Origin of the sequence: Microcoleus sp. PH2017_24_DOB_U_A, assembly GCF_020738205.1 — a bacterium.
GTDB lineage: Bacteria > Cyanobacteriota > Cyanobacteriia > Cyanobacteriales > Microcoleaceae > Microcoleus.
Genome location: NZ_JAEQCT010000034.1, coordinates 15536 through 37150, shown reverse-complemented (window position 1 = coordinate 37150; position 21615 = coordinate 15536). Strand labels below are relative to the sequence as shown.

16 protein-coding genes are annotated in these 21615 nt (G+C 45.3%); 7 read left to right on the top strand and 9 right to left on the bottom strand.

Annotation, left to right across the window (positions count from 1 at the left end; genetic code table 11):
• Positions 1–9: 9 nt before the first annotated feature.
• Positions 10–1005 carry a methyltransferase domain-containing protein gene (locus tag JGK07_RS10045; RefSeq protein WP_293178903.1) on the top strand — a complete coding sequence of 332 codons (996 nt, stop codon included), beginning with the start codon at positions 10–12 and terminating at the stop codon, positions 1003–1005.
• 32 nt (positions 1006–1037) lie between these two features.
• Here JGK07_RS10045 and JGK07_RS10040 read toward each other — a convergent pair whose 3' ends face one another.
• The 5 genes from JGK07_RS10040 to nadD all read right to left on the bottom strand — a co-directional run bounded on the left by JGK07_RS10040 (position 1038) and on the right by nadD (position 10527).
• On the bottom strand, positions 1038–6725 hold the full coding sequence (locus JGK07_RS10040) for an FkbM family methyltransferase (RefSeq protein ID WP_293178906.1): 5688 nt from the start codon (positions 6723–6725) through the stop codon (positions 1038–1040).
• A 58-nt stretch (positions 6726–6783) separates the two neighbouring features.
• Complete coding sequence (locus JGK07_RS10035; protein WP_293224504.1) at positions 6784–7023, bottom strand: DUF5678 domain-containing protein; 240 nt, start codon at positions 7021–7023, stop codon at positions 6784–6786.
• 22 nt (positions 7024–7045) lie between these two features.
• A complete protein-coding gene (locus tag JGK07_RS10030; protein WP_293224506.1) occupies positions 7046–7999 on the bottom strand; it encodes a GDP-mannose 4,6-dehydratase in 954 nt (317 codons plus the stop codon).
• Between the two features lie 607 nt (positions 8000–8606).
• On the bottom strand, positions 8607–9626 hold the full coding sequence (locus JGK07_RS10025) for a type I glyceraldehyde-3-phosphate dehydrogenase (protein ID WP_293178915.1): 1020 nt from the start codon (positions 9624–9626) through the stop codon (positions 8607–8609).
• Positions 9627–9816: 190 nt separating this feature from the next.
• The gene (gene nadD, locus JGK07_RS10020; RefSeq protein ID WP_293224508.1) at positions 9817–10527 is read right to left on the bottom strand and encodes a nicotinate (nicotinamide) nucleotide adenylyltransferase; all 711 of its coding nucleotides are present in this window, start codon (positions 10525–10527) and stop codon (positions 9817–9819) included.
• Between the two features lie 749 nt (positions 10528–11276).
• Here nadD and murC point away from each other — a divergent pair.
• The 4 genes from murC to JGK07_RS10000 all read left to right on the top strand — a co-directional run bounded on the left by murC (position 11277) and on the right by JGK07_RS10000 (position 15026).
• On the top strand, positions 11277–12833 hold the full coding sequence (murC, locus tag JGK07_RS10015; RefSeq protein ID WP_293190588.1) for a UDP-N-acetylmuramate--L-alanine ligase: 1557 nt from the start codon (positions 11277–11279) through the stop codon (positions 12831–12833).
• Positions 12834–12983: 150 nt separating this feature from the next.
• Positions 12984–13940, top strand: a complete 957-nt coding sequence (murB, locus tag JGK07_RS10010) for a UDP-N-acetylmuramate dehydrogenase (RefSeq protein ID WP_293196793.1) — start codon at positions 12984–12986, stop codon at positions 13938–13940.
• Between the two features lie 62 nt (positions 13941–14002).
• A complete protein-coding gene (locus JGK07_RS10005; protein WP_293178926.1) occupies positions 14003–14353 on the top strand; it encodes a YbaB/EbfC family nucleoid-associated protein in 351 nt (116 codons plus the stop codon).
• A gap of 184 nt (positions 14354–14537) precedes the next feature.
• Positions 14538–15026, top strand: coding sequence for a low molecular weight protein-tyrosine-phosphatase (locus tag JGK07_RS10000; protein WP_293178929.1), 489 nt, complete (start codon positions 14538–14540; stop codon positions 15024–15026).
• A gap of 24 nt (positions 15027–15050) precedes the next feature.
• On the opposite strand, the gene JGK07_RS09995 is transcribed toward JGK07_RS10000, so the two are convergent.
• From JGK07_RS09995 to JGK07_RS09985, 3 genes are all read right to left on the bottom strand, one after another.
• On the bottom strand, positions 15051–15212 hold the full coding sequence (locus JGK07_RS09995) for a hypothetical protein (protein ID WP_293190589.1): 162 nt from the start codon (positions 15210–15212) through the stop codon (positions 15051–15053).
• A 69-nt stretch (positions 15213–15281) separates the two neighbouring features.
• Entirely contained in the window at positions 15282–16022 is a 741-nt protein-coding gene (locus JGK07_RS09990) for a response regulator transcription factor (RefSeq protein ID WP_293178935.1), read from the bottom strand.
• Positions 16023–16362: 340 nt separating this feature from the next.
• A complete protein-coding gene (locus JGK07_RS09985; protein WP_293178938.1) occupies positions 16363–17973 on the bottom strand; it encodes a glucose-6-phosphate isomerase in 1611 nt (536 codons plus the stop codon).
• Between the two features lie 618 nt (positions 17974–18591).
• Here JGK07_RS09985 and dusB point away from each other — a divergent pair.
• Positions 18592–19605 (top strand): tRNA dihydrouridine synthase DusB, encoded by a 1014-nt coding sequence (dusB, locus tag JGK07_RS09980; protein WP_293178986.1) that lies wholly within the window; start codon positions 18592–18594, stop codon positions 19603–19605.
• A gap of 162 nt (positions 19606–19767) precedes the next feature.
• Positions 19768–20688 carry an ornithine carbamoyltransferase gene (gene argF / locus JGK07_RS09975; RefSeq protein WP_293178941.1) on the top strand — a complete coding sequence of 307 codons (921 nt, stop codon included), beginning with the start codon at positions 19768–19770 and terminating at the stop codon, positions 20686–20688.
• Between the two features lie 315 nt (positions 20689–21003).
• On the opposite strand, the gene JGK07_RS09970 is transcribed toward argF, so the two are convergent.
• Positions 21004–21588, bottom strand: a complete 585-nt coding sequence (locus JGK07_RS09970; RefSeq protein WP_293178944.1) for a Uma2 family endonuclease — start codon at positions 21586–21588, stop codon at positions 21004–21006.
• Between the last annotated feature and the right edge of the window lie 27 nt (positions 21589–21615).

The window sequence follows — 21615 nt, the reverse complement described above, 5'->3', positions numbered from 1 at the left end:
CTAAAATTTATGGCAATCCTAGAACAAGACGATAACTTAATATTGGCGATCGATCATTCCTGGTCGAATGACTGCGGACTCGGACTCCAAGGATGGATTTTAGGTAAAAAGGAAGGGGTACTTGAAGGAGTAGAAATTTGTGTAGGAGATCATTGTGTGCCGATTGCTTCGTGGCATTCACGTCCAGATGTGGTAGCAGCTTATCCGCAATATAACCATAATCATAACTGCGGTTTCATAGCATATCTGCCCAGAGTCGCCCAACATCAAGTCACCTTTAAAGCAAAAACAAAAAGCGAAATACATCATAAAATAGTCGGATTTGCTGGATCAAAGCCTGAAGTTTATGATTCAGCTACTTTTACCAATGATGATACAGGTCTGTTCGTTGATTTTATCAAACAGGTAAATGATCGTCATTTGAGAGTTCTAGAAATAGGTTCGCGGATAGTTAGTCCAGGAAGTGCTAGCAAGAGGTCTTTGTTTTCTGGTGCATCCTCCTACACTGGATTTGACTATTATCCAGATGCCAACACAGATGTGGTAGGGGACGCTCACAAACTTTCTCAATATTTTGGTAATCAGCGGTTTGATGCTATTTTTTCCTTGTCTGTTTTTGAACACTTAGCCATGCCTTGGGTAGTGGCGATGGAAATTAATAAGTTACTGGAGGTAGGTGGAATAACCTTTCAGAGCACACACTTTTCTTGGCCTCTCCATGAAAGCCCCTGGGACTTCTGGCGTTTTTCTGACGAAGGTCTCAAGGTTTTATTTTCCCCTGCTTTGGGATTTGAAGTTATCGAATCCAGCCTTTATGTACCTTTGCGAATGCACTTAGATACTTTTATTCCAGGTCAAGAGACATTAGTAAATCAGTTAGGATTCGGCGGTGTTGCCATCCTAGCTAAAAAAGTGTCTGAGGTGAATCCTGATAAATTTAGATGGGATGTCACCCTAGAAGAGGTTGTTACCGCAGAAAGCCATTACCCTAAACCTCAAACTTAGATATTTTGGACATAAAGGGCGATCGCTTTATCCTACTCCCCAACAGACATAACTTCTAACTTGTCATGGGCATCAGAAAAACTTGGGTTTAGATAAACCGCCCTGCGATAACACACGATCGCCCGCTCCTGTTTCCCTTGCTCTAACAAAGTATTGCCAAGGTTAAAGTATTGCTCTGCTGTGGTTTCAGGCTGCAAAATCGCCGCTGCATAACAACACTCGACAGCTTCATCTGGCTTGCCAATTTGCGAAAAAACCTTAGCCAGGTTTCGGTAAACACCAGCAAAATTCGGTTGAATCGCGATCGCTTTTTGGTAACAGGCGATCGCCAGCGACCACTGTTGGTGCTGTGCGTGAATAGTTCCCAGATTCGCTAAAGCTTGGGCAAAATCCGGCTGAATTTCAAGAGCGCGAATGTAGCAATTCTTTGCCTCATCCAGTTTACCCTGAGCTTGGAAGACATTCCCCAAAGTCTTATACGCCGGGGCAAATTTTGGTTTGATCTTGAAGGCTTGCTCGCAAACTGCGATCGCCTCTTCTAGTTTTCCTTGAGCTAAATACAACTCTGCCAGTTGACCTAACGGAACCGCTGCGGTCTCAATCTCTTGCATTTTAGCCTGAATTGCCATTAGCTGAGACTTAGTTTGTTCTAGTTCTTCCTGAGTTTTGTGGTATTGAGGCTGCCTGATTTCAAGATCCTTTTTAATTGGTTGAAGTTCCTCTTGAAGTTCTCGCTGTTGAGTTAAAAATTGCTCAAATTCTCCGGGAGTTTGCTGCTGTTTTGTCTGAGATTCCTCTAATTCCATTTGCATCTGGTACAGCTTAGACTGCAAATGCCAATGTTCAGTCAAAATCTGTGCTATTCGAGATTTAGACTTAACTGAATCAACAGCTTGCTTCAACTGAGGAACAAAACGTTGAATCGTTAAATCTTCTACCTCATTTCTATCCCAGGCTTCTAAAACAGATAAAGCTTTGCCCCAAGAGAAAAAAGCATCCCCACGCATAACCTTTTGTTTCATTTCCTGTTTCGACCTAGTATAGTAATGATTAACCCGCAGTTTTTCCACAGAAAGTCTTTCAGATATAGAAGAGGATAACGGTTCTTTGTTTTCTGTGACCGTAAATAAATCATTATTAATGGGTATGAAAAAGTGAGGACAGTTAGAGCGCAGGATTTGTGCTGGACGAACAATACTCTTTATATACCTATTGGATTCAAAATCATCTTGGGATCGCTGAGTAAAATTTTCTATCTGTAGCCCTCCGGGTCTAGTTTTATGACCGGAAGAGCCAAAAATTAAGGTATTAACTCCTACTGCTGGAACAGAATCAAATTCCTCTAATACTTCTATTAAGTTTTCCTTTTCTGTGGGAAACAAAAATTCATCCAAGTCCAGAAAAGTTATCCACTCCGATTCTTGTCTGTATGCTTCCAGACAATATTCGTATGCTGAAGCTTGTTGTTTAGCACTAAATGGCCAGTCGTGCAAAACAACTTCACCCGATTCCACGTAGGATTGAACAATGTCAAGAGTGTTATCCGTACTGTTATTATTGTACAAATAAAATCTTTCAACACCAACTAATTTATGAAACTCCAACCACTCTATAAGATATGGAGCCTCATCTTTCATAATGGCACACAGGCTCAGTTTGCACTTTTTCCTAGGCTTGACTTTGGGAGTTGGATAAACAATTTCTTGCAACCTAATTAACCCCATTTTGACACGGGTGTTATCTGCGAGTACAGCTTGGAGCAAAAGTTGAGATTCAGGCGGCGTTAATTTTACTTCCCATTCGATCGCATAACCACTATTTTCTGCTAAGGGTACTTGCGAAAAAACAGCAGCAACATCCGGACGGTACTGATTCACAGGAATTTCATGGATAATTTCGCCATCGCGAATCAACTCAACTTTAATAGCCCTGGAATTCTTACCTAATACCCAACCTCCAATCAAAAGATTACCTGAACTTACCTTAGTGCCGATCGCCGGAGCCTCTATATTAAATCCCCACAGCAACTCCGGATGATCGGGAGGCATTAATGTAACCTCCTGAATTTGGATGATTTTTACTGGGTTTTGAAGCATTTTCAATCCCAACTCATTAGGATTTTCCCGCAGTAGTGGCTCGCTATTCCAAGGATCGAACGCAATCAATTTTTCCTGTAGCAAGTTAGGACGGAAGAAAAATTTGCACCGTTCGTTCAGCATGGCTGCTGCAAATGAAAATGTGCTATTTGAGATAGCCAAAACATCGCATTGACTCAAAATATAAAAATCAGGATAGAACGGTGCTTCCGGCAGTTCAACACCCAAATCTTTGACTGTTATTGGGTGATATTCTGCAAAATCTGCGATTACATCTTCAATTTCATCGCTAGCTATAAACAATACCGGCTCATCAAGAGTTTCCCAAAAACCGTTCAGCCACTCTTTGTACCATCCACTAGGCGCAATAGTCAGATATGGAACTACTGTATGAACGCTTTTGTAATCACCGCGACGCAAATGCAATCCTACAACTGTTTTACCTTTAGCACGCAAGCGGTTCATAGCTTCCGCCATTCTTGCTTCGACTGTCGGTACAGGCTTGAACAGCGAGCTAAAATACTCTTTATGTCTTGCGTGATACTGCGTATGAAACTGAAAATAGCCGTGGAAGTCTACATTTTTAAACGGTTCCGGTGCATTGAGAATTGCTGAATCGGAAAGTTTATAAGGCTGCGATTCCTCTCCCACTAGAGGTAATGACCGAGAAATTGGCGGGTTGCTGTGACCGAATAGACACTGACCAATCCAAGTTGGCGTTTCAACCCTGAGATTGTGTTCCAGTGCGTAGATTTTCAGGAACCCATACAAAAATATTTGATTCCCCAACCTACCCATATTCTCCATGCCAAGTACGGATGAAGTAATAACGGGTTTTTTCACATAAACTGCATCCCCCCAAGACGGGTGTGGCGTTGTTGTTGCTACCCGATGAAAACCCTGCGCCTCTAAAAATTCATCAAGTTGATCAATTAAAACACAACCTTCATAAAGTTCTTCGTAATTGACTTCAGTATTAATAAGATCAACATATTTCAGCCAGTTGATTGACCCTTGCAAAGCCAAAAGTTCTGCCCCTTGGATATCTATATTTAAGATATTAAAGTCAGAGGGATTAATTTCTAGTTCTTGTAACAACGTATCAAGCTTTTTTGACGGTACCGTTACTTGATGAGTTTCTGTAATGTGGGGATAAATCTCCTGATGGTGCTTCAATTGCAAAATAGAACTGCTTTGATCGAAAGAAGTAACGTGCAAATCCACCGTACCATTGCGATCGCTAATCGCACAATTCGCTACTAGAACATTGGGAACAGCAGCTAAATTTGCCTGCAAGCGTTCAAACACAATTGGGTTTGCTTCTACGAACAGCACATTTTGTACGCCCATTTGTTGGTAAGCGCTAATTTCTGTGCCTTCATGGGCACCAACGTGAACAACGCCGCGGGGTGTAACGGAATGTTCTAGGCAAAGTTGCAGCAAATCCAATTTTCCGTCGGTTAATTCACCCAAGACATTTGTTCTGAATCGCTCGTTTACTGCCAAAAAATTACTGTACTCAAAGTCTTCATATTCTGGCACAAAACTTGGCTTGTACTCTAATCCGCTGGGTAAAATTTTAAATATTGAGTACCGAAAATTTTGTAAATACTCAAATGCTTCTTTTAAAGTTCTTTGAGAATCGAGGTAAGTCCCCCCATATTCAAATTGCAGATAATCTATTCGACCTGTTTCTAAAAAATATTTAGCTCCATATAGTACGTCTAACTCACCCCCTTCAACATCTACTTTTAAAAAATTAATTCTTTTGATTTCTTGTTTCTGGCAGTAAATATCGATAGTTGTTGTTACGACTGGAAAAGATTTTGGAGGATTGAAATTTCCTTGCTTCTCTACTTCTACCCTACGGTAAAAGGTACTTAAAACAGACAGATCTTCGTAGTGATAAAAAGTCTTTACTTCTTCTTTATTCCCTAAAGCAAGATTGAAAGCCCTGATTTTTCCGCTGGGAATTTTGTTGACCAGATTTTGCAAGAGTCTTTGATATACATTAGGGATTGGTTCAAACAAGTGAATTTCTACATCATGCCCTTGATTTAACACTTCCTGTGTCCAATCCCCGGCATTCGCCCCTACGTCAAAAACTATATCGCCAGCTTTGATATATTTGGCAATCACTTGGCTCTCGCCCGTAAACACGAGAGGGCTGGGTGACTCTATATTTTCTTGCGGTTTCTGTGCGATCGCAATTGACTGCAACTCTGCATCTGTTTGTATACTCTTTACTTGAGTTCTCAAAGAAATAGGTCGGCGGGGAAGCTCTAAACACCAATTATCTTTGCCTTCCCCACAAATATATTGCCAATCTAACTCAGCAATCAAATGTGCATAGGGAGCTAAAATTTCAGTCAATATTAATGACCAGTTATTATTAGCTCTTGTGAACCTAATCCAGTAAGATTCAATACCCTGTCTATGGTAATAATATGAATTTGGCAATGTGTACATCTTGGAGTTTGTAGCCAATTGCCGAAAACCAAACCCGTAAGTATCTAGAGCTCCGGCAAACTCTGGGTATCCATCGGCTCTGAGCCAACTTTCTTTAGTAAACAAATAGTTGCCACTCGCTCCTGGCACCTCATGTCTACAAAGAGCGTCAGCCAAAGTAACTGTATCTTGATATATCCATTTACTGATAATATTTTCTTTGTTACCTTCAAAAAAGTGAATTTCTTGGAAGGCGGCTATATCTGCTCCTGAATTCAGGAGGAATTCTTTTAGTTTATAAATGCTTTTCGGAGCTAGTATATTATCCGAATCTAAGCAGAAAGAAAGGTGGTGCGTAGCATTTTTTACAGCGGTATTTCTTGCTGCGGCACCACCCCGGTTGGTTTCATGACTAAAATACTTAATGAAGGGAAATTTATTTTTAATAATCTGAATTAGGCTTTCTGTCTGATCGGTGGAGCCGTCATTTACAATAATTAACTCGTCGTCGTCTTCAAAATTACCCTCTAATATAGAATAAACTGACTCTTCAATCGTTTGTTCGCAGTTGTAGGCGGGGATGAAAAAACTGATATTCACCGATTGCTTTTGTACCCACCAAACTCCCTCGCCCTCAAGGTTGACTTGCCAGTCTAACCTTCTAAAAAACTCATCAATAGCTTGTTTCACGCCCGGAAAAGCGATATGCCCATAATCATGGCCGCTAATTAAACCCCCCACTCTAATTTTGCTGTACCAAGTGCAGAGGTCTTGCCAAACGCCTTGGTAGGAATGCTCTGCATCTATGTAGACAAAATCAAGCAAGCCATCAATTTGCCCCATAGCTTGCTGTGAATTTGAACGAATCAGCCTAAATCTATCTCCAAAGACAGCTAGGCGATTTTTCGTTGTTTCACAGAGTATGTCAAAATCTGCCTGCGGGAGGTTCATCGGGTCGTCGTAAGAGTCACTATGTTGATAGCTGTCAATCCCGTACAGTAGTTCAATATTTGTATTGCTGAGCATAGCTTCTGAATGACCTCCAAACGCCACGCCGATCTCTGCACCTACTTTTAAATTGAATTTCTGTATCAGCTCTGGTAAAAATTTGTAGGCTGGCTTCCAACTTTCTTCGTGAATTGATTTCTTTATTTGAACTAATTCGCTTGTTTGCATTTGACTTGTTTTCCTCTTGTAGTTCTTATATAACAGTTTTAACGTCATCAACTAATCTCTAGTTACAATGGAATCCTGAGAACCGGACAGTATCTAGAAATTCGCTTTCAAATATGCGTTCAATCACATAATCTAAACTTGACAAACTTGGATCTATCCCGTCCTTCATTTTGTCATAATCGCCATCGCCACTAATCACACCTCGGTTAGTATAAGCGATCCACTGACCCCGATATTTTTTCAATTCACGACGATTAGCTTTGTACCACTCCTTAGCTGTCGCATATTCTGCTGCCATATTTTCACCTCATAATTTTCCCTCAAATCATCCTCGCCTCTACCATCATCCGCACCACATCGGGCATCTTATACTTCGCCTCCCATCCCAACTTTTCTTTTGCCTTTCCCGGATTTCCCCTCCCTACAGCAATCTCCGTCGGTCTGTAGAGACTCGCATCAGTTACCAAATGTTCCTGCCAATCCAAACCCGCAGCAACAAACGCTGTCTGCACAAACTCCTCCAAAGGATAACTTACACCAGTAGCAATTACATAATCATCTGGTTCTTCCTGCTGCAACATCAAATACATCGCCTCCACATATTCCGGTGCCCAGCCCCAGTCCCGCTGCACTGAAATATTTCCCAAATGCAGTTTTTCGGAACTACCCGCAGCAATTCGGCACACAACAGATACAATCTTTTGGGTGACGAACCTCTCCGGGCGCAGTGGCGACTCGTGATTGAACAAAATACCAGAACACGCAAACAAATTGTACGCTTCCCGATAATTCGCTACTTCCCAAAATGCTGCGGCTTTTGCCACTGCGTAAGGACTTCTGGGGCGAAAGGGGGTATTTTCATCGGCAGGATTGCCTCCGGTATCCCCAAAACATTCGCTAGAACTGGCATTGTAAAGTTTAATTTTGCCACCGGTAAACCGAATTGCTTCTAACAGATTTAATGTACCTGTGGCAATACTTTCGAGGGTTTCTACCGGTTGTTCAAAAGACAGAGCGACGGAACTTTGACCCGCTAGATTGTACACTTCGTCGGGTGCAATTTTTGCTAATACTTGCAAGACGCTGCGAAAATCGTTGAGAGACATGGATTCTAGTTTTACTCTGTCCCGGATTCCCAAACGGGCAAGGTTTCCGAAACTAGACATTTGGGCGTCCCTGGAGGTACCACAAACTTCATAACCTCGATCGAGCAACAGTTTAGCTAAATAAGCTCCATCTTGACCTGATATACCACAAATTAGCGCTTTTTTCATATAAATTTTTACAACCAAACTCTAGCTTAGTGGTTGCTATTTTTCCCGTTATTTAACTTTTACCGTCAGAATTTTTATTATTTTTAATATTTGGGATTTTTCGAGGAGTTACCAGAGAAGACCGGGCGGTTGAAACCGCGTCTATACAGACAAAACCCACCTCCGTGGGTTGAAGACGTGGCACTTACAATTCGGTTATTTTTCCGTCGGCGTCCGGCGGACATCGTTTGTGTAGTGTAGACGCGGTTTCAACCGTACGTCCGATTTACAAACAAATTTCAGGACTTACGCCGGAGGACTAAAGAAACCGGGTTTTTTACCGATATTAAGGGTTTGAACCAAATATTTGGGTGAAAAAACCCGGTTTCTGGCTACCCGTGCGTAAGTCCTGAAATCTCGCTTATAGCCGAGACCAGATCCCCCTAAATCCCCCTTAAAAAGGAGACTTTGAGAAGACTCTTGTCCCCCCTTTTTTAGAGAAGGCTCATGTCCCCCCCTTTTTTAGGGGGGTTAGGGGGGATCTGGGCTATAGCATCAAACAGTAGACCAATATTGCTTTATTCGTTATTTTTACCTTTTGCCTACTGACCAATGCCTTCTTCAGATACTAGCCTTCCCACCGTTGGGCGACCAATTCAGCCAAGTCAACCACCCGCTGGCTGTAGCCCCACTCGTTGTCGTACCAAGCCAACACCTTTACCATATCGCCGTCCATGACGAGGGTCAAGCTGGAATCCAGGATGGAAGAAGAATCGTTTCCGCGATAGTCGCAAGAAACCAGAGGCAAATCGTTGTACTCCAAAATCCCCTTCATCGGGCCTTCGGCTGCTTCTTTGAAAACTTGATTTACTTGCTCGGTAAAAGTCTTTTTCTCTACCTGAGCCACAAAATCAACGACCGACACATTAGGAGTCGGAACCCGCATGGCGATGCCATTTAACTTACCCTTCAATTCTGGAATCACCAAAGCCACAGCTTGAGCAGCACCAGTAGAAGTAGGCACAATATTCATCGCAGCAGCCCGCGCCCGTCGCAAATCCCGGTGGCTGGCATCCAGCAAGCGCTGGTCGCCAGTATAGCTGTGGGTAGTGGTCATCATGCCTTTGACGATGCCAAAATTTTCGTGAAGCACTTTCAGTACGGGAGCTAGACAGTTAGTAGTACAGCTAGCATTGCTGATGACAGTGTAGTCACTGTGCTTGTAGTTGTGGTGGTTGACTCCCATCACATAGGTGCCAACTTCTGGCCCCTTACCGGGAGCAGTAATCAGCACTTTTTTAGCGCCGGCAGTGATATGCTTCGAGGCACCAGCTTGGTCAACGAAGACGCCGGTTGCTTCAATAATCAGATCAATACCCCAATCTTTCCAAGGCAGGTTGAGCGGATTGCGATCGCTCACGCATTTAACTGTCTTGCCATTGAGAATAATCGAATTTTCATCCGTACTGATGTCCACACCCTTCAACGTTCCCATCATGGAATCGTATCTCAGCAAGTGAGCATTAGTTTTCGGATCGGAAGTGTCATTAATTGCTACCAGCTCAAGCTGGCTATTTTCTCGGCCCAGCAAGCAGCGCGTAAAACTGCGCCCAATACGTCCAAAACCATTGATCGCGACTCTAATCACCTAGTACCTCCTAATGATGGCAGCCCTTAACTCAGGCTGAATTTTTGGAAAAATTTAATAATTGACTTCTGACACCAGATCATATCGCAAAGGCTGATCCTTTCTAACTTTTCGTCTGTATCGAAAAAATCTGAAATTTTTGAGAAGGCAGAAATCCGAAGGCTCAAGGCATTCAGCTTTCGGCTGCTGGTTACTGGTAAAGCTGATGGGCCGCAATATAACTCCCGACAACTTCCGGTACTAAGTCGCCCAGGTCATGATTTTGGGCCCAGCAGCGGCGGATGTGGCTCGACGAAATCTCGATCGCGCGCATGGACAGCACCTCCCAACAAATTTCCACATCTAGCAGAGCCATCTGTTCGGCAACTTTGCAGCAAACAGCATTTGTCTCAACCTGCATCCTGTCGTCAGCATCAATGGACACATCGCTCAAACTATCGCCCCACTCAGATGCTGCCCCTATGTCCCCGCTTTCTGCTGTCTGCGGATCTACCTGACTCGGACGCGGGCCCACCAACCAGTGGCACAACCGCCCGATTTCGGCCGATCGGTGCCATTTGGGAAGAGTTCTGAAAGCATCGCTGCCAATAATCCAGTGCAGCCGATCGCCTGGATACATTTTTTGCAAATACAGCAAAGTGTCGATCGCAAAAGAACTGCCCGAGGGATTTGCCTCCAACGGAGCTAGTAGGAAGTCTGGGCGATCGCCGAGCGCCAGAGCGAGCATGGAGCGCCGCCGCTCAAAACTTGCCAAATCCGATCGCCACTTGTGAGGAGGAGCGCGATCGGGTACCCAAATCACTCGATCGAGATTAAATTGACTCGCAGCCGCCTGGGCTACCAACAAGTGACCCCAGTGCACCGGGTCAAAAGTACCCCCAAAAATCGCTATTTTCCCCATAATTCCCAAAAATTAGGATTAATTAGGATTAATACAGACAGACATCGCCCAAATTTCATGTTTGTGCGCTTTTACCACTAAGCTCAGTCACTGTTTGACGGTTGCGATCGAATGTATATTTTGTATATAACTTATTCTCAAATAGGTGAGGTATGACTGTGATTTAAATTGTTGGGCTGTACCTTGATGTAATGTATAAAAGAGCGTAAGAGGGCTGAAGCCCAACAACGTACCTTTATTAAGTGAGGAAATGTATACAGATATGTGAGAAACTACTGTGGTGGCGATCGAGTCAATCTCTGATTTTCAGGAAAAAATGACCGTACCCGCAGATAAATAACTAGAAAATGAGCGAACTTTTGTGATACGTGGTAGTGTTTGTAAATCCTGATGGGTTTTACCCTCAATCTTCGTACAAAGGTTGTGGGGCTTTTGCTGCCGTATCCCAGCACAGCAGGCGGGTAGAAAGAGAAAGAATGCAGGAGATATGCAACCGCCCACAATTAGTCAGTTAGCCCCGACCCCAGACCCCATTCTCTCTGACCTGCAATTTTCGAGCTGTGACTGTTCCGGAAAACTACTCGGTACTAAGTCATATAGGATACAAGACAAACATCTCTACAAGTCCCACAATTCTAGGGACGCGCAGAGAATTTTGTACAAAATCTCTAGCGAACTGTATCCTGAAAAAACAATTCTTGATATGATATCGCGTGTTATTGGCGTGGTGTGGTGTGTGAGGAGCGAAGATGCCGAGTTCTGTTGATTTCAGCGGGAGACCATTTCATTTCATCGGCATTGGTGGAATTGGGATGTCAGCCCTTGCCTACATTCTAGCGAAACGCAAGTTGCCTGTGTACGGCTCCGATATTAAATCGAGTCACATAACCGAGCGCTTGCAAGAAATGGGAGCTCACATTTTTTGGCGTCAAGACGCCAGCAATTTTGAAATATTTCAAACGGCCCTCAACGGTAGCAGTCCCGATCGCGGGGCAGCCGAAAAGGCCGTATCCTCGGCAGTCGCTGGCACGGTAGGGACTTCCGTGGCGACAGCCGAATCTCTCAAATTGAACGGCAAGGGTTCTGGCCCCCAAGCAATTGTGGGATTGCCTCAAGTAGTATGTTCGACGGCAATTCACCCGGCAAATGCCGAATATCGAGCTGCCCTAGATTTGGAATGTCCGATTTTTCATCGATCGGATGTGTTGGCAGCGTTAATTCAAGATTACCAAAGCATAGCCGTAGCAGGGACTCACGGCAAAACTACCACTAGCAGCTTAATCGGCTTTATGCTGATGGCTGCGGGTCTGGATCCGACGATCGTGGTAGGAGGCGAGGTAAATGCTTGGGAAGGGAATGCCCGTTTAGGGGAAGGCCCCTACTTGGTCGCCGAGGCTGATGAATCCGACGGTTCCCTCGTCAAGCTCGCAGCCAAAATTGGCATAGTGACGAATGTGGAACTGGATCATCCAGACCATTACGATACCCTCGAACAGGTAATAGACACATTTAAAGTGTTTGCCAAAAACTGTCAAACGTTGGTGGGCTGCATTGACGACGAAATCGTCAAAGACTGCCTTGCACCGAATGTCAGCTACAGCTTGAATCCGGACAGCGGTGCTGACTACACGGTTTCCGATGTGGAATACGGCGCCGCCAGCACCAAGGCTGGCATTTGGGAGCGAGGAGCTTTCCTGGGGGAAATGGAGTTGAAGTTGTTGGGCAAACACAATCTTAGCAATTCACTAGCAGCCGTAGCAGTTGGTCGATTGTTGGGGTTGGAGTTTTCGGCGATCGCTTCATCGATTGCTGGCTTTGAAGGCGCTCGCCGCCGTTTTGAAGTGCGGGGTTTTCACAATGACATCCTGTTTGTGGACGACTACGCCCACCATCCCAGCGAAATTCGCGTTACCTTGGCCGCTGCTCGCTTACGCATCGAAGGTAACGAAAAGAATTCCAAATCCCGAAGAGTAGTTGCTATTTTTCAACCGCACCGTTACAGCCGAACTCTGACATTTTTGCCAGAATTTGCTCAATCTTTTGGGGATGCAGATTTGGTTGTCGCTTGCGATATTTATAGTGCTGGGGAACCGAATTTAGGAGAGATTAGCGGGCAGCAGGTTGCTGATTTGATTGCTAAAGAAGGCCGAGAGGTTGAGTTTCAATCTTCTCTGGAGTCGGTAAGTAAGTTTTTAACCGAAAATCTGCAACCGGGGGATTTGGCTCTGTTTTTGGGTGCTGGCAATCTGAATCAGATTATTCCAGAGGTGATGGCTTTTTATCAACAAGCCGATCGCCCGGATTAGCTCTCGCCCGCCCCAAGTCGATCGACATGATGGCGGTGCAGGTTGTACCGACACTGCTGTCTGGCGACTCTCTCAAAACAGTCGCATAAGTTACGCAAACAGAATTTGCTACCACCTCTTCAAGCGAATGTATTTTTAAGGATTTTCAAGATGGTGACTATATCGAATGACTCCTGTGTGAAGGAAAATCGGCGAGTGTATTCTCCTATTTCTTTGCGGGGAACTGACTGTAAAATTAATTCTCAAGTTTCTTTGGCGGGTCTGACTTCTTTCCGAGTCGGCGGCCCGGCTGAGTGGTACGTCGCTCCCCGCAGTCTGGAGGCTTTGCAAGCGAGTTTTGCCTGGGCGCACGATGAAGGGATACCGGTGACTCTCCTAGGCGCGGGTTCTAATTTGTTGGTGAGCGATCGGGGTTTGTCCGGTTTGGTCGTCGCCACTCGCTACCTGAAACAGGTAAACTTTAATGCAGAAACAGGTCAAGTTACAGCCGGGGCGGGGGAGTCAATCCCCCGCCTCGCTTGGTTGGCGGCTAAGCGGGGCTGGAAAGGCCTGGAATGGGCAGTTGGCATACCGGGCACTGTGGGAGGCGCTGTGGTGATGAATGCAGGCGCTCACAGGGGCTGTGCTGCTGATATTCTAGTCAACGCTCGCCTGCTATCCCCTAATGGTAAGGTGGAAATTCTCACACCAGAAGCTTTGGGCTATCGTTACCGGACTTCAGTGTTGCAAGGGGGCGATCGACTGGTAACAGAAGCGACTTTCCAGTTGCAGCCGGGATTCGATCGATCGATCGTCATGGCAGAAACTAATAACAATTTCAGCCAGCGGCGGACGAGTCAACCCTACCACCTGCCTAGCTGCGGCTCTGTTTTCCGCAACCCCAGCCCCAAGGCAGCAGGCTGGTTAATCGAACAAGCGGGACTGAAGGGATACCAGATCGGTGGCGCGCAAGTAGCTCAGCGCCATGCTAATTTTATTCTTAACTGCGGGTCAGCAACGGCCAATGATATTTTTCAAGTGATCCGCCACGTTCAACAGCAAGTCGAGCAGCGGTGGTCGCTGTTGTTGGAGCCAGAAGTTAGAATACTGGGAGAGTTCCCCTTCTAAGGCATGATTGAAGTAATACGGAAACGGCAGACTGCCAGCGCACACATCATCACAAAGTAGTTATGACAAAATCAGGACAAGGATTTGGCTTCGGCCTGGGCAAAATGAAAGAACTGACTGAAGCTTTCAAAAAAGCTCAGCAGGTTCAAGAAGGAGCTAAAAAGCTCCAAGAAGAGTTGGATGTAATGGAAATTGAGGGAACTGCCGGCGGCGGCTTGGTTAAGGTTTTTCTCAGCGGCAACCAAGAACCCCGCCGCGTCGAAATCTCACCGGATGCGATCGGTGAAGGTGCTGATGTGGTTTCTGAACTCGTCACGGTGGCGATGCAGGATGCCTACACTAAGTCTACGGCAACGATGCGGGAGAAAATGGAAGAACTGACCGGCGGACTGAATCTCCCTGGGTTCGGCTAGTCATTAGTCATCAGTCATTAGTCATCAGTCATTAGTCATTAGTTGACTGTTGACTAATGTTATTGGTTATTGGTTATTAGCAGCCCCAAGCGAGCAACAAATGACTAATGACTAATAACGTTCGCGAGCGGGGACAGCGCTAATGACTAATGACTAATAACTAATAACTAATGACTAATAACTAATGACTAAATTATTGTTTGTCTGCCTCGGAAATATCTGCCGATCGCCCTCAGCAGAAAATATTATGAATCACTTAATTAAACAAGCTGGTTTGAGCGATCGCATCACCTGCGATTCAGCCGGAACTGGCGGGTATCACATTGGCAGCCCCCCTGACAACCGCATGGCGTTGGCGGCGAGGAAGCGCAAGATTGAATTGTTAGGCGAAGCCCGCCAATTTAACAGGAAAGATTTTGAAAATTTTGATTTGATTTTGGCGATGGATCGCGACAATTATCGCAATATTCTTGCTGTTGATACTGCGGGAAAATATAAAGATAAAGTGCGCTTGATGTGCGATTTTTGCCGATCGCACGACTTGAAGGAAGTTCCCGATCCTTACTACGGTGGGCCGGAGGGATTCGATCGGGTAATTGATTTACTGCTGGACGCTTCGGAGGGTTTGTTGGAATACGTTATCAGTCAGGAACAATTAACAATTAACAATTAACAATTACCAATTACCAATTACCAATTAACAATTACCAATTATAGCATTTCGATCTCCCCTATGAGGTACGCACTGGGCTCCGTGGGCACGCAGGCATACCTCACTACGCTTGAGAACCGCCATACCAGAAAGAATTGGTTGAAAGCCCCAAGCTTTTTCGGGAGAAATTAAAATCAGACTATTCATTACTCAAATCCTCTTCCTTCTAGGTAGAGGTCGCTGTCAATTGTCAACTGTCAACTGTCAACTGAACAATTACCAATTACCGACCAAATGGTGTTCCATCGCAAAGCGAACCAGTTCTGCCCGGTTGTTGCTTTCAGTTTTTCTGAACAAGCTGCTGACGTGCTTTTCGATGGTGCGAGGACTGAGGTGGAGCCGATCGCCGATTTGAATATTAGAAAGACCTTCTGTCAGCAAATCTAGCACTTCCTGCTCTCGTTGCGTCAAATTCGGAGCATCGCCACTGCCATATACCCGCGCGAACGAGCTATCCCGTAAAGAATCGCGCGTTTCTGGTTTTTGAGTTAAAAAATCAGTTTGAGGCTGGTCATTGGCGATGATACCTGTCGCTGTTGGCATCTGTTCGGGTTCGGGGGAACGAGACGGTGCCTGAGCAATTAGAGCGTAGCGATCGAGCAAAGAGCGAATTACCGCGCCCAATTCCGGGAGTTCAAAAGGCTTAGCCAGAAAATTGTCGCACCCCATCTGATAGCCGCGAATCCGTTCCTGCGTGCTCGTGCGTTCCGTCAAAAAAATCACCGGTAGCAATCGGAAGGCGGGACGAGTCCGAACTCGACGCACGAATTCGTAGCCATCCATCTCGGGCATTGTAATGTCGGTAACAATCAAATGTGGCTGAAATTCCTCTACCAAGCCTAAAGCATCTTTGCCGTTCTCAGCAGCGATTACAGAGTATCCCGTAATTTCCAGATAATCGGTAATCGACAAGCGCGTCGCGAAATCGTCGTCAGCAACCAGAATCGTCAAGGGCATGGGCGGACATTAAAAATTAAACATTAAAAATTAAAAGTGATTAATTTCACTTTTAATTTTTAATTCTACTGTTTAATTCTGTTGTTGACACTCCCCGAATATCAAGGTACCGGGATTCTTAAGACATTTCTGTCAAAATATCCCTTTTGTTAAGGTTCCTTTCGCTGACTACGTTTACACGCTTAAGTGCGTAGTCATGTCTCCTCAAAATGTTTTGGGCGTAGACTTTCCCACCGGCAGGGGGTTGGTTTTTTAATCTTGTCTGATGTGTTTATTTTACCATATTCATTTGTGAAGATGGATTTGTTATTTTACTGAACAATGGCGAAAAGCCGGCCACTCAAGAAGGGGTTTTAGACCCATCTCTCTGATAAGTTGCAGTTAAAGTACCAGGTTGCGCTAATGTTCCCTGCAAAGCTACGCCGCGCCCGTTGGCTGCCAAATGCCGCAGAGTTTTGTAAATTGTCTCGATTTGCTCTGGCCTTCCTGCTTTTTTTGCTATTTCTGATACAGATAGAGGTGTTGGAGCGTCTTTGATAACTTGCAGCACCAGTTGCTGCAAATCTAACACAGCAGCGGCCGCTTTTTTACCGGCTTCAACCCCTGGCTGGTGATAGGCATTGACATTCACCAAGGAACCGTAAAAACCTACGGCTCTTTCGTAGAGGGCGATTAATGCTCCTACTGTCCGAGGGTTGACTTTTGTAATTGTGACGGTGATTGAATCTCGATGATTTTCGTACAAAGCTTGTCGAGTTCCCTGCAACAAACCAGATAAATAATCTCCCGAGGTGACGCCCGGTTCTACTTCTGGAGAAATTCCTTGCCTGTCTTCCAAAACTTCGATAAATGTTAGGAAGAAATTCGGCACGCCTTCTCGGAGTTGCTGGACGTAGGCGTGTTGGTCGGTGCTGCCTTTGTTGCCGTAGACTGAGATTCCTTGATAAACTGTGTTGCCGTCTAAATCTTTTTCTTTGCCGATCGATTCCATGACTAATTGCTGCAAATAGCGGCTGAACAATAGCAGGGAATCTTTGTATGGCAAAACTACCATGTCTTTCTCGCCGCGTCCGTTGCAGGCAAAATACCAGGACAGGGCTAAAAGGGCTGCGGGATTGTTTTTAATGTCGGGAATTCTGGTAGCTTCGTCCATGACTTTAGCGCCATCGAGCATCGCCCGAATGTCGATGCCTTGCAAAGCTGCTGGTAAAAGTCCGACTGCTGAGAGTTCCGAAGTGCGTCCTCCCACCCAGTCTGACATGGGGAAGCTGGCTATCCAGCCTTGTGCTTTGGCTAATTTGTCTAGTTGGCTGTCTGTGCCGGTGATGGCAACTGCCTGTTTGGCGAAGTCGAGTTTTTGGGCTGCGAAGGCTTTTTGAACTTCGATCATGCCGTTGCGGGGTTCGGGGGTGCCGCCGGATTTGGAGATAGTAATTACTAAGGTGCTGCTGAGTTTGTCTTTGATTTTGTTGAGGATGCGATCGATCCCAGCCGGATCTGTGTTGTCAATAAAATGAATTGCTAGGGGTGGAATGTCTGGGGATAGGGCTTCGGCGACGAATTGAGGCCCGAGGGCAGAACCGCCAATGCCGATCGAGATAATATCGGTAAATTGCGGAGCAAATGGCGGTTTAATATCGCGACTTTGAACTTTTTTGACAAATTCTTCGACTTGTGATATGCCTTCGACTATTTCTTGTTTTAATTCTGGAGTGGGAGCTAAATCGGGGTTTCGCAGCCAGTAGTGGCCCACCATGCGGTTTTCGTCGGGATTGGCGATCGCGCCTGCTTCCAAAGCTGTCATATCTTTGAAAGCTTTGTCAAATTTGGGCTTCAGTGCTGCTACCGCATCGTCGTCGAATCCCATCCGGCTGATATCGAGATAAAGTCCCAATCCAGAGTGATAGTAAAGCCAGTCTTGATAGCGTTGCCAGAGTGCTGCGGCGTCCATATAATTCTCTACGATTCTTATAATGTTCGATCGGGCTAGTCGGGAATCAACCAATTGTAGTTTAAAACGATGTTATGTATGGCTTTTGCAGAATCCCAATAAATTTAAGCATTAGTCGTCTGAAGGCGAAACCCTCCGACAGGCAGAAGAGTCTGGCAGAATTAGAGAATAAAAATGTGACTAGCCCAACAGTCTGAGTAGGTAGAACGCCCATTAGTGGCAAGGCCCCATAGATACATCAAAAGTAAAGTGAAAGCGACAGATAGATTTAAATGTTGTCAGGGTTCGGCTTGGGATTTTAGTTTGACAACAGTTAAATTTTGGCAAGTCCCTTTAAAATAGGCATTGCAGTCTGGTTAAATATACTTTTTGCGGTCACTCAATCATCGGCTAAAAATATAATGAACAACTGTCAAATACCAAAATTGTAGTATAATATACAGCAATAGTGCTTCACTTAAGAATGCTCCCCCTAGCCCCCCGACTATCAGGGGGAGACAAGAGTATTTTCAAAGTCCCCCGACTATCAAGGGATGCGAGGGGGATCTCCGGGCAATAAACAGCGCGAACAGAAACGTATTGGAATATACAGATATTATAATTAAAGTGCGATCGACTATGCTTACTCTATCTCCAGAATTAAAAGAAAGATTAGCAACTCCGCTAAAAATCGGCGACTTTGAAGTCAAAAGTCGTGTTCTGCAATCGCCCTTATCCGGCGTAACCGATTTGGTATTTCGCCGCCTGGTGCGCCGCTATGCCCCGGATTCGATGATGTACACCGAAATGGTCAATGCTACGGGTTTGCACTACGTGAAGCAACTGCCGCGAATTATGGAAATCGATCCAAACGAGCGCCCGATTAGCATTCAATTGTTTGACTGCCGGCCGAATTTCTTGGCAGAAGCGGCGCAGAAAGCTGTGGCAGAAGGAGCTGATACTGTTGATATTAATATGGGCTGTCCGGTTAACAAAATTACTAAAAACGGCGGCGGTTCTTCGCTGCTGCGAGATCCCGAAACAGCAGAGGCAATTGTGCGGGCGGTTGTGGATGCTGTAGATGTTCCTGTGACAGTGAAAACTCGCATCGGTTGGACTGACAAAGAAATTAATATTGTGGAATTTGCCAAGCGGATGGAGGATGCGGGAGCAAAAATGATTACCGTGCACGGCCGCACGCGATCGCAAGGTTACACCGGCCCGGCAAAATGGGAGTGGATTCGCCGTGTTAAGGAAGTTTTATCGATTCCCGTCATTGGTAACGGAGACATTTTTTCAGTGGAAGCAGCGGTGCGGTGTCTCGAAGAAACTGGCGCCGACGGAGTGATGTGTTCGCGGGGAACTTTGGGCTATCCATTCTTGGTGGGAGAAGTCGATTATTTCTTGAAAACAGGTGTGGAAAAGATACCTCCGACACCAATTGAACTTCTCGAATGTGCTAAGGAACATCTGCGGGCTTTGTGGGAATACAAAGGTGAAAGCGGTGTCTCTCAAGCGCGCAAGCACTTAACCTGGTATGCTAAGGGCTTCCCCGGTGCTGCGGAATTGCGGGGTGTGTTGGCTGTGGTAGAAACGGTTGAGCAAGGTTGCGAATCGATCGATCGCGCGATCGAGCAATTGCCAGCAGTTTAAAACCCTGGGAGAGGGACTCGCCAAAAGCCCGCTGTTGCGAGTCCAATCGCTCGCAAAAAGTAAGGTTCGTAGTGAGGACTTTAGTCCTCTAATTCAGAGGACTAAAGTCCTCACTACGAACCGTTTTTATTAACAGTTGAAAATTTGTGTGTAGGGGAAAGCATGGACTCATTAAAAGGGCGAGATTTATTAAGTCTGGCCGATTTAAGCATTGACGAATTAAATTATTTACTGGATCTCGCAACCAGTTTAAAATCGGGAATGGTCAAGCTGAAACGCAACAAAGTTCTCGGCTTGTTATTTTCCAAAGCTTCGACACGAACGCGGGTGAGTTTTACGGTGGCAATGTATAAATTGGGAGGGCAAGTAATCGACCTCAATCCCAATGTAACACAAGTCAGCCGTGGCGAACCGTTGGTAGATACCGCCAGAGTTTTAGACAGATATTTAGATATTTTGGCAATTCGGACTTTCGAGCAAAAGGATTTAGTAACCTTTGCCAATTATGCCAAAATTCCTGTAATTAATGCTCTGACAGATGACGAACATCCATGTCAAGTGCTGGCGGATTTAATGACAGTCAAAGAGTGTTTTGGCAAGCTGGAAGGACTGACGCTGACTTATTTTGGTGACGGCAACAACATGGCTAATTCGCTGATGTTGGGCTGTGCAATGATGGGGATGAATGTCAGAATTGCTTGTCCTAAAGATTTCCTGCCAAATCCTGAAATAGTAGCAAAAGCTGAGGCGATTGCTAATGGCAAAACCGAAGTTACTGTGACGGCTGATGCGGAAGCTGCTGCTAAGAATACTCAAGTGATTTACACTGATGTTTGGGCAAGTATGGGACAGGAAGAGGAGGCTAAACTCAGAATTCCTTTGTTTGAACCTTATCAGGTAAATGAACGACTGGTAGGGATGGCCGATCGCAATGCCATCGTACTGCACTGTTTGCCGGCACACCGGGATGAAGAGATTACCGATGCGGTGATTGAAGGTTCGCGATCGCGCGTTTGGGATCAAGCGGAAAATCGGATGCACGCTCAGCAAGCTTTGCTGGCTAGCATTCTCGAAAGCGATTAGGTTAATAAGATAAGACGGCGGTTAAGACGGCGGTTAAGACGGCGGTTGAAACCGCGTCTACACAGACAAAACCCACCTCCGTGGGTTGAAGAGTGGGCAGTTAAAATTACGCGATCTTCGGAGTCTTCCGTTATTTCAAAATAAGACGGCGGTTGAAACCGCGTCTACACAGACAAAACCCACCTCCGTGGGTTGAAGAGTAGGCGGTTAAAATTACGCGATATTCTGAGTCTTCCGTTATTTCAACCGCCGTTTTATCTGAACCGTATTGGATCAAAACCGACTGCAATTATTGTATTAGTTTGATAGCGGTTGTCAATTTGATATAATAGGTGGCAGCATTTCCCCAATTGCAATATTAAAAGCGGGAAATTGCAGCGGTGAAATACTGGCAGTTTCCTCAAGAATGACTTCACTTTGATACCCATCATCAGCGGGTTCTCGAAAAACGTGCAGTTGTCTGTCATTCACATTTAATACCCAATAATCCACAATTCCCGATCGCGCGTAAATTTTGGCTTTAATTTCGCGATCGTAAGCTAAGCTGCTGTCTGCCACTTCGATAATTAGATATACTTCTGATGGCGTCGGATGGTGAGTGGCGTAGTCAAAGGGATCGATTCTAACTACAGCGATATCCGGTTCGGGTTCGGAATTGTCATCGAGGGCGATCGGATCTTGCATTCGTACCCAAGCCAGATTTCCAAAAAGGTTTTGCAGCAATCTATCTGTACGCCCTAAAGCGGAGGTGTGAGCAGTTCCTTTTGCACTCATTCTGATAATATTTCCTGAAACTAATTCGACTCGTTCCTCTGGGTGAAAAAATCCCATCTCTCCCAGCTTCTGATATTCTTTAACTGTCCATTTGCGGAGCGTAAAAGGGGCTTCTGTTATTAGCATAGCTTCACCAAAAATATCGCAATTCCA

Excerpts from the sequence above, each read along its gene's own strand:
- JGK07_RS10045 (WP_293178903.1), top strand. The coding sequence starts at position 10 with ATGGCAATCCTAGAACAAGACGATAACTTAATATTGGCGATCGATCAT.
- JGK07_RS10040 (WP_293178906.1), bottom strand. The coding sequence starts at position 6,725 with ATGCAAACAAGCGAATTAGTTCAAATAAAGAAATCAATTCACGAAGAA.
- JGK07_RS10035 (WP_293224504.1), bottom strand. The coding sequence starts at position 7,023 with ATGGCAGCAGAATATGCGACAGCTAAGGAGTGGTACAAAGCTAATCGT.
- JGK07_RS10030 (WP_293224506.1), bottom strand. The coding sequence starts at position 7,999 with ATGAAAAAAGCGCTAATTTGTGGTATATCAGGTCAAGATGGAGCTTAT.
- nadD (WP_293224508.1), bottom strand. The coding sequence starts at position 10,527 with ATGGGGAAAATAGCGATTTTTGGGGGTACTTTTGACCCGGTGCACTGG.
- murC (WP_293190588.1), top strand. The coding sequence starts at position 11,277 with ATGCCGAGTTCTGTTGATTTCAGCGGGAGACCATTTCATTTCATCGGC.
- murB (WP_293196793.1), top strand. The coding sequence starts at position 12,984 with ATGGTGACTATATCGAATGACTCCTGTGTGAAGGAAAATCGGCGAGTG.
- JGK07_RS10005 (WP_293178926.1), top strand. The coding sequence starts at position 14,003 with ATGACAAAATCAGGACAAGGATTTGGCTTCGGCCTGGGCAAAATGAAA.
- JGK07_RS10000 (WP_293178929.1), top strand. The coding sequence starts at position 14,538 with ATGACTAAATTATTGTTTGTCTGCCTCGGAAATATCTGCCGATCGCCC.
- JGK07_RS09995 (WP_293190589.1), bottom strand. The coding sequence starts at position 15,212 with ATGAATAGTCTGATTTTAATTTCTCCCGAAAAAGCTTGGGGCTTTCAA.
- JGK07_RS09990 (WP_293178935.1), bottom strand. The coding sequence starts at position 16,022 with ATGCCCTTGACGATTCTGGTTGCTGACGACGATTTCGCGACGCGCTTG.
- JGK07_RS09985 (WP_293178938.1), bottom strand. The coding sequence starts at position 17,973 with ATGGACGCCGCAGCACTCTGGCAACGCTATCAAGACTGGCTTTACTAT.
- dusB (WP_293178986.1), top strand. The coding sequence starts at position 18,592 with ATGCTTACTCTATCTCCAGAATTAAAAGAAAGATTAGCAACTCCGCTA.
- argF (WP_293178941.1), top strand. The coding sequence starts at position 19,768 with ATGGACTCATTAAAAGGGCGAGATTTATTAAGTCTGGCCGATTTAAGC.
- JGK07_RS09970 (WP_293178944.1), bottom strand. The coding sequence starts at position 21,588 with ATGCTAATAACAGAAGCCCCTTTTACGCTCCGCAAATGGACAGTTAAA.